The organism is Nocardia carnea (assembly GCF_029868325.1).
Taxonomy (GTDB): Bacteria; Actinomycetota; Actinomycetes; order Mycobacteriales; family Mycobacteriaceae; genus Nocardia; species Nocardia carnea_C.
In genome coordinates this window covers 1-25,065 of sequence record NZ_JARWNW010000165.1, presented here as the reverse complement: position 1 = coordinate 25,065, position 25,065 = coordinate 1, and the positions used below count along the sequence as shown (strand labels likewise).

Below are 25,065 nucleotides of genomic sequence, written 5' to 3'. Positions count from 1 at the left end.
ATCAACTTTGAGGTGACCTGGTCGAGTTCTTTACGATTGTGTTACAGGCTGATGACGCCCCTCTCGATCGATGGCAGGAAGCCGGATGACGAATCGGGCACCCCCTCCGGGGCGTTCCGTACATTCGACCCGGCCACGGTGAGTGGCCACGGTCTCGGCGACGAGCGCCAGACCGATTCCGGTACCACCGGTGGTGGACCGGCGGCTGCTTCGGGAAGTTGCGAAACGTTCGAAAATTCGGTCGCGGTCGGCCGGTGCAACCCCGGCACCGGCATCGTCGATCTCGATGACGGCCTCCGCGCCGTCGCGGCGCACTGTCACCGCCACCGCACCCCCGCCGTGCCGGTCGGCATTCTTCAGCACATTCAGCAGGGCGCGCTCCAGTTCCAGTTTACGGCCCAGAACCGTGACGGGCTCGGCGACTGTGAGCAGCTCGGCAGGCCGGTGACTATCGCGCAACGTGTGTACCAGCAGGTCTCCCACCGAAACGGGATCCACATCACCGTGGTGCATACCCGCTTCCACCCGTGCCAGGGCGAGGAGATCGTCGAGCAGCCGGCGCAGGTGTTCCACCTCGGCGCTCACCAGATCCAAGGCCCGCTGGGACCGCGGGGGAAGTTCCGCACGCGAGCGTTCCAGCACACCCACCGCCGTGGTCAGGGTGGTCATCGGGGTGCGCAGTTCATGGCTCACATCGCCGAAGAGCCGGTGTTCGCGATCGATCCGGCGTTGCAGCGAATCGACCATCCGGTTGAACGAGGCAACCGTACTGGCGAGATCCTGGTCGTTGCTGTCCGGCAGCCGGGTGCCCAGTTCACCGGAGGCGATGAGCGCGGCCGCCTCGGCGACGTCGCGTAGTGGTTTGAGCATGCGCCGGCTCACCCCGACCCCGACCGCGGCGCCGACCAGCGCCGCGGCGACGGCACAGCCCACCAGCAGTGCCGGGCGGTGATGCAACCGCTCACTGAAGGTGCGGCTCTCATCGCTGACCACAGCGAACACCGCCAAGACCAGGACCAGCGCCATCAGACCGGAGGACGCCGCGAACGCGGTCGTCACCCGGCTGCGCAGGCTCCAGCGCCCCGGATCGCGTTCGACCCGGGCCGCAATCGTTGTGCCGGCCATCGATCAGCGCTGCACGTCCAGCCGGTAACCGAGGCCACGGACGGTGACCACGATCTGCGGATCGGAGGGGTCGCGCTCGATTTTGGTGCGCAACCTGCGCATATGGACATCTACGATTCGCTCGTCACCGAAGAATCCCCGGTCCCAGACGCGCTCCAGCAACACATCGCGGCTCAGGACCCGGCCCGGCGCATCTGCCAGTTCGCACAGCAGGCGGAATTCGGTGATGGTGAGGTTGATCTCCTCGTCGCCGCGGCGCACCGCGCCACCTTCGGGCGAGAGGATCAGGGGTGTGGTGGGATCGGCGTCCAGGACGACCTCGATGGGCGCAGTCTCCCGTTCCACCGACAGGCGCGCACGGCGCCGCAGGGCGCGCATCCGCGCGGTGATCTCCTTGATCTCGAACGGTTTGGTGACGAAATCATCGGCGCCGGCCTCGAGGGCGGCCACCACATCATGAGTATCGTCACGTGCGCTCACCACGATGATCGGTACGTCGTGATCGCGGCGGATCTCCCGGATACAGGTGAATCCGTCCATTCCGCCGAGCATCAGATCGACGATCATGACATCGGGTACACCGATCGTCCGCAGATGGGTGAGCGCGGCCTCGGCTTCCTCGGCCTCGGCGACGTCGTAGCCTTCGTCCTCCATGGCCAGGCGTAATGCACCCCGGACCCGGTCGTCGTCTTCCACGATCATCAGGTTCGCGCTCAATTTTCAATCCCTTGCAGACGCACGTGGCGTGCCGCGGCGCGGGTTTCGCATCCCCAAACCGACGCGACAGCCCGCTACTCAGTTTACTCGAGCAACCTTCCGGTTATACGAGTAGCCGCTATGCCTGCGAAGTAAACCCCCCAAGTGAAATGACTCACTGTCAGATGTCGCGCGCATGCTCCAAACGGAAGAAGTTGCTCGGAGTGCCGTCGGCGCGGAGTTCCTGGTAACGGAAAGTCAGTTTGCGTGCGTCGAAAGTGGCGAACCAGTCGGTCCAGCTGACGGGCTGGAGGACCGCGCCACCATAGTGTGGAAAGTCCAGGCGCAGCACTCCCACCTCGCCGTTGTACTGACTGCCGGGCGTCGTCGCCGGATTGGCACCGCGCCGCTGGGCCCACTGGCGGATGATCTCATGATTCGTGGTGACCATGGTTGTTCCGGGAGCGGCGGAAAGGCCACCCTTCATGACGAACCTCCTTGCGGTAGGTGCGTACGTGCTCACCGCGCGACCCTCGGTGGTCACACCGGCTTTCCGGACTTGTACCCGACTTCGCACTCTTGCAAACACAGCGGACAGGCAAATGTCCTGTGTGTCCGCACTGTCACTCCGGCGACCGGCGATCCCCGTCCCGGCGACCCCTCGGGTTTGCCGAAGATTCGCCGCGGCCGGAAAACGGTCACCTGCCGCCGGAAATCGGGGCCAGAGCCACCGTGATGTTATCGCTGCCCCCACAGACAACCGCGTAGTCGACCAGCGCCCGCGCGCCGTCGCTCGTCGGCACCCCGAGTGCACGTTGCGAAAGCTCGACCGGACCGGGCAGATAGTTCCACAGGCCGTCGGTGCACAACAGCAGCGAACCCGGACCGTCGACGTAGTAGGACCGGATACTGTCGCCCGACCAGGGCTGCTGCCCGGCGTCCGCGCCGAGCCAGCGCATCAGGGTATGGGCCCGCGGATCGGCCATGGCAGCCTGCTCGTCCATCGCGCCCGCCTCGATCAGCGTCTGCGCCCACGAATCGTCGACCGTCAGCTTCTGCGGGCCGGCGAGCGGACCGGGATGCCCCGGACGCGCCGGGTGCTCGGTAACCCGGTCCCCGGCCGCCAGCCAGTAGGCGCGGCTGTCGCCGATATTCGACACGGTGACCGATATCCGGCCGTCTGCCTCGGTGCGCACGATCGCCGAAACATAGGTACACGACGGCGCGTCCCCGTCCGGCCCGGCCAGGTTGCGCACTGCCTCCGACGCGGCCGCCATCCCCGCGGCCGTGGCCTCCTCGGCCGTCCGATCCTCGGCGAGGGCGGCGAGGCAAGCATCAACGCCGGTGCGTACGGCGGTCCCCGAGGCGGCCTGCGGATCCGGCGACGACGACACACCGTCGCACACCACCAGGACGAGAGTCTCCGGTTGCCCGCTGGCGTCGGGAGCAACCGCCGCGGCCACGGCGTCCTCGTTACGCGCATGCACGATTCCACGGTCGGTGACCAGCGCGGCCACCCCGAGATCGGCCTCGAACCGATCCTGAAGCCGATGCGGATGATCACAGACGGGACAGCGCGGGCCGCGGCCCTGGGTCCCGCAGTGCACACAGACCACTTCCGCCAGACCGTCGTCCGGCAGCGCCACCCGGTGGATCCCCGGCGTCACCGCCTGGCGCGGAACGGTCCGTTCCGCGGCCGCGGCCCGGCGGCGGGTGTCCAAGGTATCGCGCACCGCCGGCATGGGTTCGGTCACCGCGTCGAGAATATCGCCGGGTTCGGCGCCCCCGCCGTTCGTCTCCGGGTTCATCCGGCCACCACACTGTCGAGTAGTTCCCGGCGCCCCCCGACCCGGATACCGCGAGTCCGCACACCGCCCCCCTTCATTCGACCCGTTCCGTTCTGACGATCGACGATAGTACGCGGTGACCGCGCGGACGCGTTCATCCGCGCTCCCCAACCGCGCGAACGGCTTTGCGGGCCGCCACCAGCACCGGATCCCAGACCGGCGAGAACGGCGGGGCGTATCCCAGATCGAGTGCGGTCATCTGTGTCACCGTCATTCCCGCGGTCAGCGCGACCGCCGCGATATCGACCCGCTTTCCGGCGCCTTCCCGGCCCACGATCTGCACGCCGAGCAGGCGCCCGGTGAGGCGTTCGGCCAGCATCTTGACCGTCATCGGCGCCGGGTCCGGGTAATAACCGGCACGGCTGGTGGATTCGATCGTCGTGGTGACGTATTGCAGGCCGGCGGTCCGGGCGTCCTTCTCCCGTAGACCGGTTCGCGCCACCTCGAGATCGCACACCTTGCTCACCGCGGTACCGACCACACCGGGAAAAGTCGCGTAACCCCCGCCGATATTGGCGCCGATGATCTGGCCGTGCTTGTTGGCGTGGGTGCCCAGGGGGATATGGCGGCGCATGCCGGAGACGAGATCGAGCACCTCCACGCAATCGCCCCCGGCCCAGATATTTTCGTGCCCGAGAACCCGCATGGCGGTATCGGTCAGGATCCCACCGTGCCCGCCGATGGGTAATCCGGCCGCGCGGGCCAATTCGGTCTCCGGAGCGACCCCGATCCCGAGCACCACCACATCCGCGGGGTATTCACTGCTGCCGGCGACCACGGCGCGGGCCCGGCCGTCGGCACCGGTCCGGATCCCGGTCACCTCCCGGTCGCCCGCCACCACGATGCCCAGCCCGCCCAGCGCCTCGCGAACCAGGGCGCCCATATCGGGGTCCAGCGTCGACATCGGCTCGGCCCCGCGGTGCACGACGGTGACGTCGAAACCGCGGCGGATCAGGGCCTCCGCCATCTCGACTCCGATATATCCCGCGCCGACCACCACTGCGCGGCGACCGCCGGTGGCGGCCAGGGTCGCGATGAGGGCTTCGCCGTCGTCCAGGGTCTGCACCCCGTGCACACCGGGCGCATCGATACCGGGCAGCGGCGGACGGATGGGCCGGGCACCGGTCGCGAGGACGAGTTGGTCGTAGCCGGTCCAGGTTTCGGCACCGGTGGCGAGATCACGGCTACGCACCCGGCCGCCCGCGATATCGAGTTCGACGACCTCGCTGCGCAGCCGCACATCGATCGCCCGCGCCCGGTGCTCGTCCGGTGTGCGCGCGATCAACTGGTCCCGGTCGCGGACCTGCCCGCCGACCCAGTACGGGATCCCACAAGCGGAGTACGAGGTGAAATGCCCGCGTTCGAACACCACGATCTCGAGGTCGCCGGCCTCTCGGTACCGGCGTGCCTGGGAAGCCACCGACATACCGGCCGCGTCACCGCCGACGATCACCAACCGCTCGGTCATACGATCAACCTACCCAGTCGGCCACGAATCTCGTCGATACCACCGGCGGCCGCCACCCTCACGCCACCGGATGACAGGCACCCATCCTGGTACCAGCAGAGTTCGACGCGGTGATCGTTCCCGATCACCGCACCCCGCAAGGTCGATGGCGAACCCGGTTTCGGCGATGGCCGGCCCGCGCTCGGCGACCGGGTCGCTCTTCACCATCAGCCAAATCTCGGCGGGTCCGCTGGATACCGCCGAGATGTGTGTTCGTCCTCGGCGCCCGCGCCGATTCACTGTGCTCGCGACGACTCCACAGGCGTCCGGTCCGAACTCCTCGTCCGGGCCCGTCACGACCTGGCCGCCGGTCGGGTGTCTCGGCGTCAGGCGGTACGCGAGCCGATCAGCGGGAGCCGGTCCATGGCGGTGCGGGCGGGGCGGCGGGAACCGGTGGTCGACCGGCCGTTGCTGTCGGTGAAGGTCAGAATGCCGTCCTCGATCGGGCTCTTACGCAGGTAGGCGCGGTCCCGGAAATAGCTGTTGACCACCTTCCACGGTCCACCGGTGCCCTGTCGCGGCATCACCGCGTCGCCGCGCTGGATATAGCCGGAACTGAGCGCACCACCCATCACCGAGACGTCGGAGCGGTCGCCCTCGCGCGCGTTCACCACGAACCGCGTATAGCCGCGGTCCCGCATCCGGTTGAGCACCTTGCAGAAATATTCTGCGGCGAGATCGGCCTTCAGGGTCCACGAGGCGTTGGTGTAGCCGAGGACCATCAGCGCGTTCGGTACACCGTCGAGCAGCGAACCCTTGTACATGACCCGCTCCCGTGTCACCACCGGCTCCCCGTCGACTTCCAGGGTGGCGCCGCCCAGAATCTGGATGGTCAGGCCGGTGGCGGTGACGACGATATCGGCGTCGATCTCGGTGCCCGAGGAGAGGCGGATCCCGTTCTCGGTGAAGGTGTCGATGGTGTCGGTGACGATGGACGCCTGTCCGCGGCGCAGGGCCTTGAACAGGTCGCCGTCGGGTACCACGCACAGCCGCTGGTCCCAGGGCGCGTAATCCGGGCTGAAATGCCGCATATCGATACCCGGTCCGACCGCCATCCGGACCCAGTTCAGGAACATTTTCCGGGCCAGGGCCGGTTGTTTGCGCGAGAGCTGATAGCTGGCCTGCTGGACGGCGATATTACGTGCGCGACCGACCTGATAGGTGAGGGCGGCCGGGGATTTGACTTTCGTGAGGCCGATCGCGACCGGATCGTCGGCCGGGATCGAGGCGATATAGGTGGGCGAACGCTGCAGCATCGTCACATGGCCGGCGTCGGCGACCATCGACGGCACCAGCGTGATGGCGGTGGCCCCGCTGCCGATCACCACGACTTTTTTGCCCCGGTAGTCGAGATCTTCGGGCCAGTGCTGGGGGTGGACGATCTGCCCGCTGAAGTTTTCTTCGCCGGGGAACGACGGCCGGTAGCCCTGGTCGTAGTCGTAGTAGCCGGTACAGCCGACCAGGAAGCCGGCGGTCCACAGTTCCTCGGCGCCGGTTGCTTCCTCGACGACCCGGACGGTCCACTGGTTGTCCGCACTGGACCAGCTCGCGGAGATCACCTTCCGGCCGAAGTGGATATGCGGGGTGACCCCGTACTCGTCGGCGGTCTCCTCGAGATAGCGGCGGATAGCGGCGCCGTCGGCGAGCATCTTGGTGCCGCGCCAGGGCCGGAAACCGTAGCCGAAGGAGTACATATCGGAGTCGGATCGGATCCCCGGGTACCGGAACAGGTCCCAGGTTCCGCCGATGGCGGTCCGCCGTTCCAGGATCGCGTAGCTGCGCCCGGTGTTCTCCTTCTCCAGATGACAGGCCACATCGATACCGGACAGACCGGCTCCGATGATCAGTACGTCGACATGCCGCGTCATTGCGTTCCTCGTCTGTTCGTGCCGGGTTCGCCGTCGATCATGACAGACGCACCTTTTACCTGTAACCGAGAGTAGCCGATATCAGTGGTGGCACCGGCAAGCCCCGTACCTCAGGTCGAGAACTCCGCAGTTTCCCCCGCCACGACCTCGACCAACGTGATATTTACCTCAATTTTCCCTCCTGCTCATAAAGGACCGCCACCGGCACCGCAACGCGCCTGCTCCGATCACCGGAATTCGGCGATGACCGGGGCGAAGGTCTCCAGGTCGGGTTCGAGCACGGTGATATAGCCGAAGCCGAACCGGTCCCGGTTGACCCGCAGCCGATCGGCGATCTCGCGGGGACCGCCCAGCAGCACCGTGGGCAACTCGTCCACCGCGGCCAGCACCTCGGGCTCGACTGCCGAGCCGAACCTGTCGAGGAATTCGTCGCGCCCGGCGGCGGGCACCACCGACTGGACCAGGATGTTCAACTCCACCTCCGCGGCACGCTCCCCCAGCGCCGCGCGGACGAACCGGACGCGTTCATCGATTTCCGCCGGGCCGGCCGGCCGCAGCGGGCCCGCGCCCGTGGTCGCAGCCCCGGTCAATGCGACAACCGATGCGTAGCGGGCGGCGAGCGTGAGCATCCGATCACCCCAGCCGCCGATCAGCAACGGCGGGCCGCCCGGCCGCATCGGCTGAGGTTCATAGCCGGGATCCGCGAACAGGTCGCGCAACGTCCGCACGGTCTGCTCGAGATACGCCACCCGGGTCGCACCGGTACCGAACGGGATACCGGCGGTTTCGAATTCGTCGCGCACGTACCCCGCACCCAGCCCCAGTTCCAGCCGTCCTTCGACGAACCGATCGGTCCCGGCGATATCGCGGGCCAGTAACGCCGGGTTGTAGAAGGGCGCATTCAGCACGAACGTGTTCAGGTGTACCCGTTCGGTGTTCTCGGCCGCCAGCACCAGCGCCGGAAACGGCGGCGCCATGCCCAGATGATCGGCTACGCCGATCACGTCGTACCCCAGTTCCTCGGCCCGGCGGCATTTGCGTACCCAATCGTCGCGCGAATCCGGCACGACCATGTTGACGCCGAAGCGGAATTCCCTCGGTGAGCTCATACCCTCTGCATACCCCGCGCGGGTTCACCGCGCCCCCTCCGCACCGGCGAGTCGACGGACATAGGGTGGGTATACGTCCCGGGCAGGCGCGGCGCCGGTCCGAGCCACCAGGAGGATTGCCGATGAACGCCACGAAAGCCCGGTTCGGTCTGTTGATCGCGGCCACCGCGCTCGCTTTGTCCGGGTGCACCGAGATCGAGCAGGCGCTGAACAAGGGCGGCGACACACCCTGCCGCGAGTACATCGCGCAGGACCAGGAAACCAAACGCGTCACCATCACCAAGTTCCTCGAGGAACAGCACGGTCAGGCGCCGACCGGTACGAATGTGGACCTGTCCATGGCCGCCGTCGACGGCCTGTGCACCGTCCAGGCCAATGCCGATACCCCCATCGAGCGGGCCGATCTGGCCGGCATCTTCATCCGGAAGTAGCCGGCTACCGCGCCGCCGGTGCCGGAGGATCGGGCGACGGGCCCCTCGCGCGCAACCATTTGCCCTATACCACAAGCCTTTTCGCCGGACCACCCACGCCCCCTCGCCCCGGAAAACGGGATACGCAAGAATGTGTTCGCAAAAGTGCTGGCGAAGTAGCGATCCGGATACCGGGCTGCGGCGAGCCGGAATCGGTGCGCCCGGCCGGTGCCGGCGCCGGAGACTAGGTGCAAGGAGCGCGCAATGTTTCATCGGATCGGATCGGTAGCGCCGCGGTGCCGCGGTGTGGCACGGAGTTCCTGATGGCGTATCGCAGCGACCGGGTGGCGGTAACCGACAGGGCCCGCAACGCGTTACGCGAATTGATCGAACAGCACGGCCCCATCCTGCTCTACCTGCCCCATCACGATACGGGCGAACCGGCGCCGACCTGGTTGCCCATCCGCGATTTCCGGGCGGCCGAGGGCGATACCCTCTTCGGCCGGTTGGCCTGGCATACCGAACTGTGGATGAGCGAGCAGGCGTACAAGTATTTCGAACGCGACCACCTGACCGTGGACGTCCCCGCCGATACCGGGCCGCCGCCGGACGGTGCCGAAGCCACCGCGGATACCGCGGTTTTCCTGCTGCGCGCCCGCCGGCTCAGCGCCGCCGAGGCCGCCGCCTTCGAGTCCCGCAAACGTAACCGGGGCTGAATCGCCCGATCCTCGCCTCTTCCGGATGGGCGATGATCACGCCCGCGCGGACGGTCCTCGGCAGTCGCTGCCACACTCGATCCCGGGCACGTTCACGCGGCCTACACCGCTGCCGGTCGCGAGGTCGAAGGGAGTCCTGTTCAATGGGATCCGATGTGCCGGAAGCGGGTCGAAAGGTTACTTTGTGGCGATGTTCAGAGCGAGGCTCGGTGTCCGCGCCCGGATCCTGGCGATCGCGCTCATCCCGAGTTTGACCCTGTTGGTGGTCGGTGTGGGCGCGACCGGCTATCTGATCGACCAGGGCCAGCACGACCGCCAGGTGACCGAGGCGATGCGGGCGGCCTCCGGCCCCACCCGCACGGTGTACGAGATCGTTCAGAACGAACGCCGGCTCACGCTTGCCTTCCTCACCGGTGATTCCGCCGCGGCCGATGCGCTGGCCGCCGTACGCCCCGACAGCGAGCAGGCGCTGCGCGGCCTCCTCGACGCTTCCCAGGAGCTGCGCAACCTGCAACCCGATCAGATCACCGACGATGTCGGCTCGTTCGCCACGCTCATCCAGCAACTGGGCAATATCCGGGGCGCCGTCGACAGCCGCGCGGTCTCTCCGGGGGACGCCTACACTTTCTACGCGCGCCTGCTCGACGCACTCGCGGTCGGCGCGCAGATCTCGCAGTCCTTCGCGCCCGACGCACATTCGGCCACCCAGCTCACCCTCGCCACCCGAATCATGCACATGCTGGAGGCCACCTCCCGCAGTCATGCACTGGCCGGAGCGGCATTGCGATCCGGCAAGCCGGTGGCCCTGCCCGAGGAGTACATCCAGCAGACCGGCTTCTACCACACCGAAACCGCGCTGCTGGCCCGTGAGCTCGCCCCGGAGCTCGGTGAACGGCTGAACAATCTACTCAGCAGCCCGCAGTGGCAGCTGCTGACCCGCACCGAGAACACCCTCATCGCCCGTAGCCTCCCGAGCGCCGACGACGACTCCTCGGGTCTGCCGCCCGCCCAGTTCGCCGCCTGGCAGGGCGCGGCCGATCATCTCGATCACGAGATGCTCGAACTCTGGGACGAGCAGAACCTGGTCATGCAGCAGGCCTCGCTGGATGCCGCGGCCCGCACCACGACGCAATCCCTGCTGATCGGGCTCGCCGTCCTGGTGATCTCCGCGGCGGCGTTCGGTATCTCCCTGGTGCTGGCCAACCGGTTCATCCACCGCCTGGTGCGGTTGCGCGATCATACGCTGGCCCTGGCCGACGAACGACTGCCGGATATGCTCGACCGGCTCCGCGCCGGGGAGGACGTCGATGATGCCGCGGCCGCCGCGAAACTCGATTTCGGTCACGACGAACTCGGTGCGGTGGCCACCGCATTCGAGCACGCGCACGCGGTGGCCGTCACGGCCGCCGTCACCGAGGCCCGCAACCGCGAAGGCGTCAAATCGATCTTCCTGAATATCGCGCACCGCAGCCAGATCGTGGTGCACAAACAGCTCGAGATCCTCGACGAGGCCGAACGGCGTGAAGAAGATCCGGCGATGCTGGACGTCTTGTTCAAACTCGACCATCTCGCCACCCGCGAACGCCGTAACGCGGAGAACCTCATCGTGCTCGGCGGCGGGAAACCGGGCCGCCAGTGGCGCACCCCCGTACCGCTGGTCGATCTGGTGCGCAGCGCCGTCGGCGAAACCCAGGACTATCCGCGGGTACGCCTGGCCCGGCTGCCCGAATTGCGGGTGGCGGGTAGCGCGGTCGGCGACCTCATCCATCTGCTCGCCGAACTCGTCGACAACGCGACCTCGTTCTCGCCGCCACAGTCGCGAGTCCAGGTGACCGGATCGGTCATCGGCAAGGGGGTGGCCGTCGAGATCACCGATCAGGGTATGGGGATCCCCGCCGACAGCCGCGACCGGCTCAACGAGATCCTGGAGAGCCCGCCCGATTTCGAGGTCGCCTCACTGCAGCGGGATTCGCGGCTGGGGATCTTCGTGGTCGCGCAGCTGGCCCACCGGCACGGTATCTCGGTACGACTGTGGGAATCGGAGTACGGCGGTGTGCGTGCGGTCGTGATCATCCCGTCCGCACTGCTCACCGACCCCGCGGAGGAAACCGCGCCGCTGACGGGACTGACGCGGCCGGCTGCCCCGGTCCCGCCCCCGGCACCCGAGGAACGCGCCGAAGCCCCGGCGGCCACCCTCGTCGAGGACCGCCCGCGGCCCGCCGCTCGCCCCGATCCGGCGCCGGCGGAGGCCGCGGCGGCGGAGACCGGCGCGACCACCGCCGAACCGGAGGTACTGCCCGACGGTCGTCCGGCTTTACCACGCCGCACCAGGCAGGCTAAAGTCGCACCGCGACCGGAAGATTCGGGCGCCCAGCAGGCCGCAACGGCGCGGCCGCGCTCGGCCGAACAAGCCCGAGATCTGATGGCGGCGATCGAGAACGGTACCCGGCAGGGCCGCAGGCCCCTGCCCGCCACGGATTCCGGCGCCGCGAACCCGGCGCCGGACGGCGCATCCCCGGATGAACAGGAAGGCTAAGTGTCAACTTCCACTCAAGGTGACCTGAACTGGCTGCTCGACGATCTCGTCGAGCGACTCGCGGGGGTCCGGCTGGCGGTCGTACTGTCCACCGACGGAATGCTGCTCGGCCACTCCTCGAAAATGGACCGCACCGAGGCCGAGCATTTCGCGGCGATGTCGTCGACCCTGCACGGCCTGGCCCGTAGCGCGGGCGCACGTTTCGAGGGCGGTAACGTCCGGCAGGCGGTGATCGAACTCGATCGGGCCGTACTGTTCGTGACCTCAGCCGGCGATAACGCCTGTATCGCGGTCCAGGCCGCCGCCGACGCCAATCTCGGCATGGTGGCCTACGAGATGAATCTGACCGTACAGCGCGTCGGTACTCATCTCTCGACCAGTTCCCGCAGCGGAACCGGGGACCGACCACAGCAACCGTGAGAACAGCGATACGGCGATGACCGGTACACGGGATTCCTGGTTCGACGACGATGCCGGACCGCTGGTGCGGCCGTATGCGATCACCCGGGGCCGGACCGTCGGTGCCGGACACGATCTGGATATGCTCACCATCGTGGTCAGAGCTCGCGGAGCCCCGCCACTACGTCGTACCGAACCCGAATATCTCGATATCGTGCAGTTGTGCACGGAACCACAGACAGTGGCGGAGGTGGCAGCCGCCTTGAAACTGCCGCTGGCGGTGACCAAGATTCTCGTCGGAGATCTGATCGGTGACAGCCATCTGATCTTCCGGACTCCGGTGCAGATGGAGTCCGGACCCGGCGACTTCAACATATTGCGAGCGGTACTGGATGGAATCCGAAAAATTTGACCCTGCCCGGATCGACCCCGCGGCGCCGGCCCTGGCCGCGTCGGTCAAGGTCCTCATCGCCGGCGGCTTCGGCGTCGGAAAAACCACCATGGTGGCCTCGATCAGTGAGATCCCGCCGCTGCGGACCGAGGAGATGATCACCGAACTCAGTACCGGGATCGATGATCTGTCGGGTGTCGAATCCAAGACCACCACGACGGTGGCGCTGGACTTCGGCCGGATCACCATCGACAAGGATCTGGTGCTGTACCTGTTCGGCACGCCCGGCCAGGACCGTTTCTGGTTCCTGTGGGACGAATTGGCGCGGGGCGCGCTGGGTGCGGTGGTCCTGGCCGATACGCGCCGGCTCGGGAACTCCTTCGCCGCCATCGACTACTTCGAACGCCGCGGGCTACCGTTCCTCGTGGCGGTCAACTGTTTCGACGGGGCACCCCGCTACACCGTGGACGAGGTCCGCGACGCCCTCGATCTCGACGGCTCGATGCCGGTGATGCTCTGCGACGCCCGTGATCGGGTTTCGGCGAAGAATGTGCTGCTCAGCTTGATCGAGTATCTGATCGATCGGGCCACCCGGCCCGATCTGACCGCCAACCCCGGGTGATCCGCCGGCGGAGCCGCTCGCCGGCTCCGCCGGAGCGCATCGGGTCCGGAGGCGGTAGCGCAGCGTAACCACGCCGGGCCCGCGCTCCGGCACAACAGGCACAGCCGATACTCAGCGCAGGGCGCCCGCCGCGTGCAGTTCGTCGAAGAGCAGCTGATCCACCGGGGGTACGTGCGGTCGGTCGGCGTAGCCGAACCAGGCGATTTCGGCGATTTCGCTGCTCGCGGTCAGCTGTCCCCGGTAGTCGGCGCGGTAGCAGCTCATCCGTACCCGGGCCGTACCGTCGACTGCCTCGTAGACGCCCACCGGTTCGACGGTTCCGGCGACCAGCGCGACGGTGAGCTCTTCGGCGATCTCGCGCACCAGGGTCTGTTCATCGGATTCACCCGCTTCGCGTTTTCCGCCCGGTATGTAGAAGATCTCCTTACCCGCCGGGCGGGCGCACAGGATCCGCCCGTCCACGGTCAGCACCCAGGCCACCGTATCGATGAGCTCACCGACCAATTCGTCCGTCACGCCGGCAGCTTAGACCAGCGCCGCGCGCGGACCATCTCGGCCAAGCTGCCCCCAACCGCGCGGTCGCGGACGTACCATGCGAACGTGGCCGATGCGAATCCTCCCGCCGTACTGCGGGTCCTGGTCTACAGCAACGACGCCGACACCCGGAGTCAGGTGATGGTGGCGCTCGGGCGCCGCCCGCATCCGGACCTACCCCCGCTCGAATACCTCGAGGTCGCCACCGCCCCGGTGGTATTGGAACGAATGGATGCCGGCGCGGCCGATCTGGCTGTTCTGGACGGTGAATCCGCCCCGGTCGGCGGGCTGGGCCTGGCCAAACAGCTCAAGGACGAGCTCGCCGAATGCCCGCCGCTGATCGTGCTCACCGGCCGCGCGGACGACGCGTGGCTGGCGAACTGGTCGCGCGCCGAGGCCGTCGCCTCCCATCCGATCGACCCGCTGAAGCTCACCGAGCTCGTGGTCGACCTACTGCGCCGCCGTCCGGCCACCTTGGCCGATTAGGTTCATTCGCTCATAAATCTCAGTCCCGAATTCGATCAAACGGGTCCGTGAATCCCCGTTCATCCTGCCGCGACGGTTGTAGGCTGTGCTGTAGCTCACATGAGCGCGGGAGATGAAATAACCCGCGACGCCGAAATCTGCCCCCAGCCCATTCTCGATTTCGGGGACGATCCGGCGGCGCGGGCCGTACGCATCGACCGCCCGGCCCCGTTCGCGGGCCCCGCGGCACAACCGCCGGGGCCCGGAGTTCGCAAGGAGGGGAAGCGCAGTCGTGAACACCGAACTGCCGATATTGGTCCTCGGCGCGGTTGCCGCCGCGTTCGCGATCATCTCGGTCCTGATCGCCGGCCTCATCGGCCCGAAACGCTATAACCGCGCGAAACTGCAAGCCTACGAATGCGGTATCGAACCGACCCCGCACGCGGTGGCCGGGGGCGCGGGAAGCACAACCGGCCAACGCTTTCCGGTGAAGTACTACCTCACCGCGATGCTTTTCATCATTTTCGATATCGAGATCGTGTTCCTCTACCCGTGGGCGGTCCATATCGATGCGCTCGGGGTGTTCGGCCTGGTCGCGATGGCATTGTTCATCGTCAACGTCTCGGTCGCCTACGCCTACGAATGGCGGCGCGGTGGCCTCGGCTGGGACTGAGCCGCGAACCTCCGATCAGCCGCGGCCCGCGTTCCGGCGCGGGCCCATAGCCCCAGGGAGTAGTCGGATATGGGTTTGGAAGAGAAACTGCCCAGCGGTTTCGTACTCAGCACGGTCGAGGCCATGGCGGGGTATATGCGCAAGGGGTCGCTGTGGCCGGCCACGTTCGGCCTGGCCTGCTGTGCCATCGAGATGATGGCCACCGGCGGCGGCCGATTCGATTCGGCGCGTTTCGGTATGGAGGTTTTCCGGGCTTCACCGCGGCAGGCCGATCTGATGATCGTCGCGGGACGGGTCAGCCAGAAGATGGCGCCGGTGCTGCGACAGGTCTACGACCAGATGACCGAGCCGAAATGGGTACTGGCCATGGGGGTTTGCGCGTCCTCGGGCGGAATGTTCAACAACTACGCGATCGTGCAGGGCGTGGACCATGTGGTGCCGGTCGATATCTACCTGCCGGGCTGCCCCCCGCGACCGGAAATGCTGCTCAACGCGATCATCACGCTGCACGACAAGATCCAGCACACCCCGATGGGCGTGAATCGCGCCGAGGCGATCCGGGCGGCGGAGCAGGCCGCCCTCGCCGCGACCCCGACGATCCGGATGGAGGGTTTGCTGCGATGAGCACCGACCGTCCCGAATCCACCGACAGCCGAGCCGTCGAACCGGAACAGCCCATCGGACCGCACGACGAGGTGATCGGCCGCCGCCGCGGCATGTTCGGTATCTCCGGCAGCGGCGACACCTCCGGGTACGGGCGCCTCGTGCACGAGATCGCCCTGCCGGGAGGTACTCCCCCGCCCTATGGTGGCTATTTCGATACGGTCGTCGACCTGCTGCGCACCGCACTGAACACCGGCGCCGGCTTCGACGCGGCGATCGAAAAAGTGGTCGTGGACCGTGACGAACTCACCCTGCATGTGCGCCGCGACCATCTGGTGGCGGTGGCGCGGGCATTACGCGACGATCCCGCCCTGCGTTTCGAACTATGCCTCGGAGTGAGCGGCGTGCACTATCCCGACGAGACGGGCCGCGAACTGCACGCCGTCTACCACCTGAACTCGATCACGCACGGCCGGCGGCTGCGCCTCGAAGTGGCGGCACCCGATGCGGACCCGCATATTCCCTCGCTGTACCGCGTGTACCCGACCTGCGACTGGCACGAACGGGAAACCTACGACTTCTTCGGTATCCGGTTCGACGGGCATCCCTCGCTGACCCGGATCACCATGCCCGACGACTGGCGCGGGCACCCACAGCGCAAGGACTACCCGCTCGGCGGGATACCGGTCGAATACAAGGGCGCGCGCATTCCGCCGCCCGATGAGCGGAGGGCCTACAGCTGATGAGTGAAATCGATATCCGGCCCGGGGTTTCCGGCGGCCCGGGCCACGACGACTCCGGAACCGGGACGACCCCTGCCGCGCCGGGCACGGAATCCGATCAGCCGGTGGTGACGGTCGCGGGCCAGGATTGGGACGATGTCGCCGATGCGCTGCGCGGCGCCGGGGAAGAACGCATCGTCGTCAATATGGGACCCCAGCATCCGTCGACGCACGGGGTGCTGCGGCTCATCCTCGAGATCGAGGGCGAAACAGTGGTGGAGGCCCGCTGCGGAATCGGCTACCTGCACACCGGGATCGAGAAGAATCTGGAATTCCGGACCTGGGCGCAGGGCGTCACCTTCGTCACCCGGATGGACTATCTGTCCCCGTTCTACAACGAGACCGCCTTCTGCCTGGGCGTGGAACGCCTGCTCGGAATCACCGACGATATTCCCGAGCGAGCCACCGTGATCCGGGTGCTGCTCATGGAGCTCAACCGCATCTCCTCACATCTGGTGGCGCTCGCCACGGGAGGTATGGAGCTCGGTGCGCTCACCCCGATGCTGTTCGGGTTCCGGGAGCGGGAACTGATTCTGGATGTTTTCGAGGCCATCACCGGCCTGCGGATGAATCACGCCTATATCCGGCCCGGCGGTATCGCCCAGGACCTCCCCGACGACGGGGTCACGAAGGTGCGGGAACTGCTGGAGCTCATGCCGAAACGGCTCCGCGATATGGAACATCTACTCACCCATAACCCGATCTTCAAAGCCCGCACCGAGGGTATCGGTTACCTCGACCTCACCGGATGTATCGCCCTCGGTGTCACCGGACCGGTGCTGCGGTCCACCGGGCTCCCGCACGATCTGCGCAAGGCCATGCCCTACTGCGGATACGAGAACTACGAATTCGATATCCCCACCACCGATACCTGCGACTGCTACGGCCGCTACCTCATCCGGATCGAGGAGATGAAGGAGTCGCTGAAAATCGTGGAACAGTGCCTGGACCGGCTGCGTCCCGGCCCGGTGATGGTTTCGGACAAGAAGATCGCCTGGCCGGCGGATCTCACCCTCGGCGAGGACGGGCTCGGGAACTCACCGCGGCATATCGGCAAGATCATGGGCACCTCCATGGAGGGGCTCATCCACCATTTCAAACTGGTCACCGAGGGCATCCGGGTGCCGCCGGGGCAGGTCTACGCGGCGGTGGAATCACCGCGCGGGGAGCTGGGGGTGCATATGGTCAGCGACGGCGGTACCCGGCCGTATCGCGTGCACTATCGCGATCCGTCCTTCACCAACCTGCAGGCGGTCGCCGCGATGTGCGAGGGCGGCATGGTCGCCGATGTGATCGCCGCCGTGGCCAGTATCGACCCGGTGATGGGCGGGGTGGACCGATGACCGAGATCCTGCTGCGCCTGAGCACGCGGCCGCAACCCTATCCGGACGAGGTCCGGGCCCGGTTGGAACCGGAGGCGAAAGAGATCATCGGCCGATACCCGCAACCGCGTTCGGCCCTGTTGCCGCTGCTGCACCTGGTGCAGTCGGAAGAGGGCTTCGTGAGCAGCACCGGTATCGAGTTCTGCGCCGAACTACTGGGCCTGACCGGCGCCGAGGTGACGGCGGTGGCGACCTTCTACTCCATGTACCGGCGCACTCCCACCGGTGAATACCACGTCGGTGTCTGCACGAATACGCTGTGCGCGGTGCTCGGCGGCGACGCCATCCTCGCCACACTGCGTGAGCATCTGGGGATCACGCACGGGGAGACCACCGCGGACGGCAAGATCACCCTCGAGCACATCGAATGCAACGCCGCCTGCGATTACGCGCCGGTCGTCATGGTGAACTGGGAATTCTTCGACAACCAGACACCCGAATCGGCGAAGACCCTGGTCGACGATCTCCGCGACGGGCAATCGGTCCGGCCGACCCGGGGAGCGCCACTGTGCACCTTCCGCGAGACCGCACGCGTACTGGCCGGGTTCCCCGATACCCGCCCCGGTGTGCTGGACGGCGACCCGGGCGGTCCGACGCTGGCGGGTCTGGATATCGCGCGCGAACAGGGAATGCGTGCCCCCGAGGTCCCGGAGACCGACGAGGACGGTGCGCGATGACCTTGACTCCGGTACTGAGCAGGTATTGGAATCTGCCGAACTCCTGGACCCTCGACACCTACCGCGCGCACCAGGGGTACGAGGCGCTGCCGATCGCGTTCGCCATGGCGCCCGACGAGGTCATCGCGACGGTCAAGGACGCCGGGCTGCGCGGCCGCGGCGGGGCCGGTTTCCCCACCGGGATGAAATGGGGTTTCATCCCGCAGGATCCGGAACCCGACGGCACGGTGAAACCGCACTATCTGGTGGTCAACGCCGACGAATCCGAGCCGGGCACCTGCAAGGACATCCCCTTGATGCTCGCGTCCCCGCATTCGCTGATCGAAGGTGTGATCATCGCGGCCTACGCCATCCGGGCCGCGCATGCGTTCATCTATGTGCGCGGTGAGGTGGTGCCGGTGCTGCGCCGGTTGCAGGCCGCCGTCGCGGAAGCCTACGCCGCCGGACTGCTCGGCGCCGATATCCTCGGCTCCGGTTACGACCTCGAACTCACCGTGCACGCGGGCGCCGGCGCCTATATCTGCGGTGAGGAAACCGCGCTCCTGGATTCGCTGGAGGGCCGCCGCGGCCAGCCCCGGCTGCGGCCGCCGTTTCCCGCCGTCGCCGGGCTCTACGCCAGCCCGACGGTCGTCAACAATGTCGAATCCATCGCCAGCGTGCCACCGATCCTCCGGAACGGGCCGAGCTGGTTCCGTGCGATGGGCACCGAGAAATCGCCCGGTTTCACGCTGTACTCGCTGTCCGGGCACGTTACCCGGCCGGGTCAGTACGAGGCGCCTCTCGGGGTGACGCTGCGGGAACTGCTCGGCTACGCGGGCGGCATCCGGGCGGGCCATGAACTGAAGTTCTGGACCCCGGGCGGCTCCTCTACCCCGCTGTTCACCGCCGAACATCTCGACGTACCACTGGATTACGAGAATGTGATGGCGCACGGGTCGATGCTGGGCACCAAGGCGCTGCAGATCTTCGACGACACCACCTGTGTGGTCCGGGCCGTCCTGCGCTGGACGGAGTTCTACGCGCACGAATCGTGCGGAAAATGCACGCCGTGCCGGGAGGGCACCTACTGGCTGGTGCAGCTGCTCACCCGGCTCGAAGCCGGTCTCGGCACCTCGGCCGATCTGGACAAACTCCTGGATATCGCCGACACCATCAACGGTAAATCGTTCTGCGCGCTCGGCGACGGCGCCGCCAGCCCGATCGTGTCCTCCATGAAGTACTTCCGCGACGAATACATCGCCCATCTGGAACGAGGTGGCTGCCCCTTCGACCCGGCGCGCGCCACCGCCTGGGCCCCGACCGCGGCCGGAGAGGTAATCCGATGACAGCTACCGTCCGTTCCGATTCCGCCGATCTGCAGCCCGCCGACCTGGTCACCCTCACCATCGACGGCACTACGGTGAGCGTCCCGCCGGGAACACTGCTCATCCGCGCCGCCGAGCTGATCGGGGTCCAGATTCCGCGATTCTGCGATCATCCGTTGCTCGCGCCCGTGGGCGCCTGCCGGCAATGCCTGGTGGAAGTGGAGGGTCAGCGCAAACCGGTCGCCTCGTGCACCATGGCGGTCACCGAGGGCATGGTGGCCCGCACCCAGTTGAGTTCGCCGGCCGCGGAGAACGCGCAGCAGGGTGTGATGGAACTGCTGCTGATCAACCATCCGCTGGACTGCCCGGTCTGCGATAAGGGCGGCGAATGCCCGCTGCAGAACCAGGCGATGTCCACCGGGCGTACCGAATCCCGGTTCGAAGGTGTCAAACGCACCTTTCCCAAACCGATTCCGCTGTCGAGCGCGGTACTGCTGGATCGGGAACGCTGTGTGCTGTGCGCGCGCTGCACCCGTTTCTCCCAGCAGATCGCCGGAGATCCGTTCATCGAACTACTCGATCGCGGCGCGCTGCAGCAGGTCGGCACCGCCGAGCACGCACCGCTCGACTCGTATTTCTCCGGGAACACCGTGCAGATCTGCCCGGTCGGTGCGCTCACCGGAACGAGCTACCGGTTCCGGGCCCGGCCCTTCGACCTGGTGTCCAGTCCCAGTGTCTGCGAACACTGCGCCTCGGGGTGCGCGCAACGCACCGACCACCGGCGCGGGAAGGTGATGCGCCGGTTGGCCGGTGACGATCCGCAGGTCAACGAGGAATGGAACTGCGACAAGGGCCGGTGGGCTTTCGCCTACGCCACCGAACGGGACCGGATCACCACACCGCTGCTCCGTGGTCCCGACGGTGAGCTGGCGCCCTGTTCGTGGTCGGAGGCCCTGGCCGCTGCTGCGCGTGGGCTGCGCGCCGGAGTGGGGAATGCGGCGGTACTGCCGGGCGGGCGGGTCACCGAGGAGGAGGCCTACGCTTACGCGAAATTCGCCCGGATGGTCCTGGGCACCAACGATATCGATTTCCGCGCCCGCGCCCATTCTGCGGAGGAGGCCGAGTTCCTCGGCGCATGGGTCGCCGGCCATCCCGACTCCGTCACCTACGACAGTCTCGACACCGCGCCGGTGGTGCTGCTCGCGGGTTTCGAGCCCGAGGAGGAATCGCCCATCGTGTTCCTGCGGCTGCGTAAGCAGGCGCGCACCCGGGCCCTGCCCGTCTACTCCATCGCTCCGTACGCCTCCCGCGGTCTGGAACGAATGTCGGGCATCCTGCTACCGACGGTGCCGGGTGCCGAAGCGCAGGCCCTCGCCGCTCTCGGCGGGCCCGCGCCCTCGCCCGAATCCGAGCACGTCTCGGCGGACCTGGCACGGCTGCTGCGCGAGCCCGGCGCGGTGATCCTGGCCGGCGAACGATTGGCCGCGGTCCCCGGGGCGTTGTCGGCGGCGATCCGGCTGGCCGCCGATACCGGCGCCGCGCTCGCGTGGGTGCCGCGCCGGGCGGGTGAACGCGGCGCGGTGGAAGCGGGTGCTCTGCCGGGGCTGCTCCCGGGCGGCCGGCCCGTCACCGACCCCGAGGCCCGGCGTCAGGTCTGCCAGGTCTGGAACGCCGGCGAATTACCGGCCGGGCCGGGGCGTGATACCGGCATGATCCTCGACGGCACCGGCCGGGTCGGTACCCTCGTCGTCGGCGGTGTCGAACTCGCCGACCTGCCCGATCCGGCCGCGGCCCGGGCCACGCTCGCCGGGGCGGATTTCGTGATCTCCCTGGAACAGCGGCACAGCGAGGTGACCGCGTACGCCGATGTGGTGTTCCCGGTGGCGACGGCGATGGAGAAATCCGGTACCTACCGCACCTGGGAGGGCCGCCCGCGGCCGTTCGCCGCGGCGCTGACCGAGAGCACGGTGCGCCGTACCGCGGCGCCGATGTCGGACCAGCGGGTACTGCACAGCCTCGCCGCGGAACTCGGTGTACCGCTGGGCCTGCCCGATACCGCCGCCGCCCGCGCCGAACTCGACCGGCTCACCGGCTGGTCCGGAGCCACCACCGCTGCGCCCACCTATCCGGCCGGCCCGTTGAGCGCACCCCCGGCCGGGTCAGCGGTCCTGGCCGGCTGGCGGATGCTGCTCGACCGCGGCCGGCTCCAGGACGGCGAGCCGAATCTCGCCGGTATCGCCCGGGCGCCGGTCGCGCGGATGTCGGCGGCCACCGCCGCGGAAGCGGGCGCGGCCGACGGCGATCCGGTCACGGTCGGCACCGAAAAGGGCACGGTCACTCTGCCGTTGGTGGTGACGCCCATGCCCGACAGGGTGGTGTGGCTGCCGATGAATTCACCCGGCTGCTCGGTGCATACCGATCTGGGCGCCGGACCGGGCAGCGTCGTCACGGTGCGGCGCGCCGAACGGACGGAGGCATCCGACCATGACTGATCTGTCTCTTTTCGGCCTCGACCCGCTGTGGCTGGTCGCGGCCAAAGCCGTCGCCATTTTCGTGTTCCTGCTGCTGACCGTCCTGTTCGGGGTGCTGGTGGAACGCAAGGTCGTCGCCTGGATGCAGATGCGGGTGGGGCCGAACCGGGTCGGCCCCAAAGGCTTGCTGCAGAGCGCGGCCGACGGGGTGAAGATGGCGTTCAAGGAGGACATCGTCCCCGCGATCGTCGATAAGCCGATTTTCGTTCTCGCCCCGATCATCTCGGTGATCGCCGCAGTGATGGCCTTCGCGGTGATCCCGTTCGGGCCGGAGGTGTCGATCCTCGGGAACCCGACCGCGCTGCAGCTCACCGATCTGCCCGTGGGTGTGCTCTACATTCTGGCGATCACCTCGATCGGGGTGTACGGAATCGTGCTGGCCGGCTGGGCTTCCGGTTCGACCTACCCGCTGCTCGGTGGCCTGCGCTCCACCGCCCAGGTGATCTCCTACGAAATCGCCATGGCGCTGTGCTTCGCGGCCGTGTTCCTGCTCGGCGGCACCATGGCGACCTCGGGCATCATCGCGGCCCAGCAGCCCACCTGGTACGTGTTCCTGCTGCTGCCGTCGTTCCTGATCTACTGCATCTCCATGGTCGGCGAGACCAACCGTGCGCCGTTCGACCTGCCCGAAGCCGAAGGCGAACTCGTCGGCGGTTTCCACACCGAGTACTCGTCGCTGAAGTTCGCGATGTTCATGCTCGCCGAATACGTGAACATGGCGACGGTGTCCGCGCTGGCGACCACCCTGTTCCTGGGCGGCTGGCGTGCCCCGTTCCCGATCAATCTCTGGGAGGGCGCGAATTCGGGCTGGTGGCCGCTGCTCTGGTTCACCGCCAAGGTGTGGATGTTCCTGTTCGTCTTCATCTGGTTGCGTGGCACCCTGCCGCGGCTGCGCTACGACCAGTTCATGAACCTCGGCTGGAAACTGCTGATTCCGGCCTCGCTGGCGTGGGTGATGGTCGTGGCCACCGCCCGCGTTCTCGATCTGGAAGGTTATGCGGCGGCCACGCCGATCCTGGTGATCGCCGGTCTGCTGGTGACCGCACTGCTGATCGGGTTGTTCCTGCGCGCCGGCCGCATCCCCGCCCCGGCTCCGGAGTTCCCGCCGGACGAGGAGATCGCCGCCCCCACCGCGGGGCAGCCGAGCGGTTCCGAGGTTTTCCTCGGCTTCCCGACCCCGCCGCTTCCCGAACGGACCTCCACCATCACCTCCTCGGCCGGACTCTTCGAACCGCTGGCGGGTTTCGCGGTCACCGCCGCCACCATGTTCAAAAAGCCCAATACCGAGTTCTACCCCGAGGAAAAGGTCCCCACCGCGCCGCGATATCACGGCCGCCACCAGCTCAATCGGCACCCGGACGGGCTGGAGAAATGTATCGGCTGCGAACTGTGCGCGTGGGCCTGCCCGGCCGATGCCATCTACGTCGAGGGCGCCGACAACACCGAGGAGGAACGCTTCTCCCCCGGTGAACGCTACGGCCGGGTGTATCAGATCAACTACCTGCGCTGTATCGGCTGCGGCCTGTGCATCGAGGCCTGCCCCACCCGGGCGCTCACGATGACCAACGACTACGAGCTCACCGACGACAACCGGGCCGACCTCATCTACGAGAAGGACCGGCTCCTCGCGCCCCTGGCACCGGATATGCAGGCCCCGCCACACGCCATGCAGCCGGGCACCACGGAGGCCGATTACTACCTCGGCCGCGTCCACGGCGATACGGAGCGCCCCGTCGCCGGCGCGGGACAAGGAGGCACCCGATGAGCCCCGCAACCGCATTCGTGGCCGCCGCTCCCCTCACCGAGACGGGAACCGGCGAGGCCGTCCAGTTCTGGATCCTGGCACCGCTGGCGGTACTCGGTGCGCTGGGTATGGTTTTCGCGGCCAAGGCCGTCCATTCGGCGATCTGCCTGGCCGCCACGATGATCAGCCTGGCGGTTTTCTATATCGCCCAGGATGCGCTGTTCCTCGGTGTCGTCCAGATCGTCGTGTACACCGGCGCCGTCATGATGCTCTTCCTGTTCGTCCTCATGCTCGTGGGCGTCGATTCCGCGGAATCCCTGCGGGAAACCCTGCGCGGGCAGCGTATCGCCGCCGCCGTGGTGGGGATCGGCTTCGGCATCCTGCTCTGCACCGGTATCGCGCACGGTATCCGGCGTTCCGATATCACCTTCCCCGCCACCGGTTTCCCCGGACAGGACGTGATCGGCGCGCTCGCCGAGTTGATCTTCGTGCGGTATATGTGGGCGTTCGAGCTCACCGGAGCCCTGCTCATCGCCGCCACCATCGGCGCCATGCTGCTGGCGCACCGGGAGCAGTTCGTCTCCAAACTCGGCCAGCGCGAACTGTCCCGGCAGCGGTTCCGCGTTCCCGGACATCGGCCCACACCGCTGCCGACACCCGGTTTCTACGCCCGGCACAACGCCGTCGATATCCCCGCCCGGCTCCCGGACGGTTCCTTCGAGGAACTGTCGGTCTCCACCATCCTGCGGCATCGCCGCACCCGGGCGCTCACCGATGCCGCGATCCTGTCGGTCGGTGCACCGACCGCGGAACCTCCCGCCGGCGATACCGCGCCGCCCGGCACCGGAGAAACCCCGGCGCCCGGCGCCCGGCCTCCCCCCGCGGCCTCCCGGCGCGCCCCCGGACAGCCGCCGGCCATCGACGCGGTGCTGTACCGGGCGCTGGCGAAGAACCCCGCGGACCGCTACGACTCGTGTCGCGCCTTCAGCGAAGAGGCCTTGCGCGCACTCCGATCACCGCATCCGGCCGGAATCTGCGCGCCACATCCAGCGCCTGCGCACCATCGGACGCGGAGGCCACCGCGAACCCCTGGAACCGCAAACTCACGGTCAGCAGCTCGACGATCATGGCCTCGTCGTCGACC

Annotated in this window: 23 protein-coding genes and 3 pseudogenes; 17 read left to right on the top strand and 9 right to left on the bottom strand. The window is 67.6% G+C overall.

The genetic code is table 11. The features are described 5' to 3' along the window. Positions 1–30: 30 nt before the first annotated feature. The 7 genes from QH196_RS12500 to QH196_RS12470 all read right to left on the bottom strand — a co-directional run bounded on the left by QH196_RS12500 (position 31) and on the right by QH196_RS12470 (position 8,152). Positions 31–1,125: a HAMP domain-containing sensor histidine kinase gene (locus tag QH196_RS12500; protein ID WP_280415937.1), complete on the bottom strand. Its 1,095-nt coding sequence runs from the start codon at positions 1,123–1,125 to the stop codon at positions 31–33. A 3-nt stretch (positions 1,126–1,128) separates the two neighbouring features. Further along, the gene (locus QH196_RS12495) at positions 1,129–1,842 is read right to left on the bottom strand and encodes a response regulator transcription factor (protein ID WP_280415936.1); all 714 of its coding nucleotides are present in this window, start codon (positions 1,840–1,842) and stop codon (positions 1,129–1,131) included. A 160-nt stretch (positions 1,843–2,002) separates the two neighbouring features. Then, the gene (locus tag QH196_RS12490; RefSeq protein WP_280415935.1) at positions 2,003–2,308 is read right to left on the bottom strand and encodes a hypothetical protein; all 306 of its coding nucleotides are present in this window, start codon (positions 2,306–2,308) and stop codon (positions 2,003–2,005) included. Between the two features lie 211 nt (positions 2,309–2,519). After that, positions 2,520–3,629, bottom strand: a complete 1,110-nt coding sequence (locus tag QH196_RS12485) for a PP2C family protein-serine/threonine phosphatase (RefSeq protein WP_280415934.1) — start codon at positions 3,627–3,629, stop codon at positions 2,520–2,522. 133 nt (positions 3,630–3,762) lie between these two features. Further along, positions 3,763–5,136 carry an FAD-dependent oxidoreductase gene (locus tag QH196_RS12480; RefSeq protein WP_280415933.1) on the bottom strand — a complete coding sequence of 458 codons (1,374 nt, stop codon included), beginning with the start codon at positions 5,134–5,136 and terminating at the stop codon, positions 3,763–3,765. A 365-nt stretch (positions 5,137–5,501) separates the two neighbouring features. After that, positions 5,502–7,043, bottom strand: a complete 1,542-nt coding sequence (locus QH196_RS12475; protein ID WP_280415932.1) for a flavin-containing monooxygenase — start codon at positions 7,041–7,043, stop codon at positions 5,502–5,504. 227 nt (positions 7,044–7,270) lie between these two features. Further along, the gene (locus QH196_RS12470) at positions 7,271–8,152 is read right to left on the bottom strand and encodes a TIGR03621 family F420-dependent LLM class oxidoreductase (RefSeq protein ID WP_280415931.1); all 882 of its coding nucleotides are present in this window, start codon (positions 8,150–8,152) and stop codon (positions 7,271–7,273) included. Between the two features lie 122 nt (positions 8,153–8,274). Between QH196_RS12470 and QH196_RS12465 the strand changes: the two genes are divergently transcribed. From QH196_RS12465 to QH196_RS12440, 6 genes are all read left to right on the top strand, one after another. Further along, positions 8,275–8,583, top strand: a complete 309-nt coding sequence (locus tag QH196_RS12465; protein WP_280415930.1) for a hypothetical protein — start codon at positions 8,275–8,277, stop codon at positions 8,581–8,583. A 302-nt stretch (positions 8,584–8,885) separates the two neighbouring features. Then, positions 8,886–9,278, top strand: coding sequence for a DUF779 domain-containing protein (locus tag QH196_RS12460; protein WP_280415929.1), 393 nt, complete (start codon positions 8,886–8,888; stop codon positions 9,276–9,278). Positions 9,279–9,468: 190 nt separating this feature from the next. Further along, on the top strand, positions 9,469–11,814 hold the full coding sequence (locus QH196_RS12455; protein WP_280415928.1) for a sensor histidine kinase: 2,346 nt from the start codon (positions 9,469–9,471) through the stop codon (positions 11,812–11,814). Further along, the gene (locus QH196_RS12450) at positions 11,815–12,234 is read left to right on the top strand and encodes a roadblock/LC7 domain-containing protein (RefSeq protein ID WP_033241832.1); all 420 of its coding nucleotides are present in this window, start codon (positions 11,815–11,817) and stop codon (positions 12,232–12,234) included. Positions 12,235–12,250: 16 nt separating this feature from the next. Continuing rightward, positions 12,251–12,625 carry a DUF742 domain-containing protein gene (locus QH196_RS12445; protein WP_033241831.1) on the top strand — a complete coding sequence of 125 codons (375 nt, stop codon included), beginning with the start codon at positions 12,251–12,253 and terminating at the stop codon, positions 12,623–12,625. After that, entirely contained in the window at positions 12,606–13,226 is a 621-nt protein-coding gene (locus QH196_RS12440; protein WP_051157594.1) for a GTP-binding protein, read from the top strand. Before QH196_RS12445 ends, QH196_RS12440 begins: the two co-directional genes overlap by 20 nt. A gap of 111 nt (positions 13,227–13,337) precedes the next feature. On the opposite strand, the gene QH196_RS12435 is transcribed toward QH196_RS12440, so the two are convergent. Continuing rightward, positions 13,338–13,742: an NUDIX hydrolase gene (locus tag QH196_RS12435; RefSeq protein WP_280415927.1), complete on the bottom strand. Its 405-nt coding sequence runs from the start codon at positions 13,740–13,742 to the stop codon at positions 13,338–13,340. Between the two features lie 159 nt (positions 13,743–13,901). On the opposite strand from QH196_RS12435, the gene QH196_RS12430 reads away from it, so the two are divergent. The 11 genes and pseudogenes from QH196_RS12430 to QH196_RS12385 form a co-directional block, all read left to right on the top strand. Further along, positions 13,902–14,246 carry a hypothetical protein gene (locus QH196_RS12430; RefSeq protein ID WP_280415966.1) on the top strand — a complete coding sequence of 115 codons (345 nt, stop codon included), beginning with the start codon at positions 13,902–13,904 and terminating at the stop codon, positions 14,244–14,246. A 271-nt stretch (positions 14,247–14,517) separates the two neighbouring features. Then, complete coding sequence (locus QH196_RS12425; protein WP_033241829.1) at positions 14,518–14,898, top strand: NADH-quinone oxidoreductase subunit A; 381 nt, start codon at positions 14,518–14,520, stop codon at positions 14,896–14,898. Between the two features lie 69 nt (positions 14,899–14,967). After that, positions 14,968–15,522 (top strand): NuoB/complex I 20 kDa subunit family protein, encoded by a 555-nt coding sequence (locus QH196_RS12420; RefSeq protein WP_280415926.1) that lies wholly within the window; start codon positions 14,968–14,970, stop codon positions 15,520–15,522. Further along, positions 15,519–16,244: an NADH-quinone oxidoreductase subunit C gene (locus QH196_RS12415; protein WP_280415925.1), complete on the top strand. Its 726-nt coding sequence runs from the start codon at positions 15,519–15,521 to the stop codon at positions 16,242–16,244. The genes QH196_RS12420 and QH196_RS12415 overlap by 4 nt, the downstream gene beginning before the upstream one ends. Beyond that, on the top strand, positions 16,244–17,626 hold the full coding sequence (locus QH196_RS12410) for an NADH-quinone oxidoreductase subunit D (protein WP_280415924.1): 1,383 nt from the start codon (positions 16,244–16,246) through the stop codon (positions 17,624–17,626). Before QH196_RS12415 ends, QH196_RS12410 begins: the two co-directional genes overlap by 1 nt. Continuing rightward, positions 17,623–18,342 (top strand): NADH-quinone oxidoreductase subunit NuoE, encoded by a 720-nt coding sequence (gene nuoE, locus QH196_RS12405; RefSeq protein WP_280415923.1) that lies wholly within the window; start codon positions 17,623–17,625, stop codon positions 18,340–18,342. Before QH196_RS12410 ends, nuoE begins: the two co-directional genes overlap by 4 nt. Further along, complete coding sequence (gene nuoF, locus QH196_RS12400; RefSeq protein WP_280415922.1) at positions 18,339–19,667, top strand: NADH-quinone oxidoreductase subunit NuoF; 1,329 nt, start codon at positions 18,339–18,341, stop codon at positions 19,665–19,667. Before nuoE ends, nuoF begins: the two co-directional genes overlap by 4 nt. After that, positions 19,664–22,138 carry an NADH-quinone oxidoreductase subunit G gene (locus QH196_RS12395; RefSeq protein ID WP_280415921.1) on the top strand — a complete coding sequence of 825 codons (2,475 nt, stop codon included), beginning with the start codon at positions 19,664–19,666 and terminating at the stop codon, positions 22,136–22,138. Before nuoF ends, QH196_RS12395 begins: the two co-directional genes overlap by 4 nt. After that, positions 22,131–23,366 (top strand): annotated as a pseudogene (gene nuoH, locus QH196_RS12390) (NADH-quinone oxidoreductase subunit NuoH); the annotation flags it as partial. The gene QH196_RS12395 and the pseudogene nuoH, both read left to right, overlap by 8 nt. Positions 23,367–23,381: 15 nt before the next feature. Continuing rightward, positions 23,382–23,942: an NADH-quinone oxidoreductase subunit NuoI gene (gene nuoI / locus QH196_RS32350; protein ID WP_348538070.1), complete on the top strand. Its 561-nt coding sequence runs from the start codon at positions 23,382–23,384 to the stop codon at positions 23,940–23,942. Then, positions 23,939–24,697, top strand: a pseudogene (locus QH196_RS12385) (NADH-quinone oxidoreductase subunit J); the annotation flags it as partial. The gene nuoI and the pseudogene QH196_RS12385, both read left to right, overlap by 4 nt. A 235-nt stretch (positions 24,698–24,932) precedes the next feature. Here QH196_RS12385 and QH196_RS12380 read toward each other — a convergent pair. Beyond that, positions 24,933–25,065, bottom strand: a pseudogene (locus tag QH196_RS12380) (DNA-binding response regulator); the annotation flags it as partial.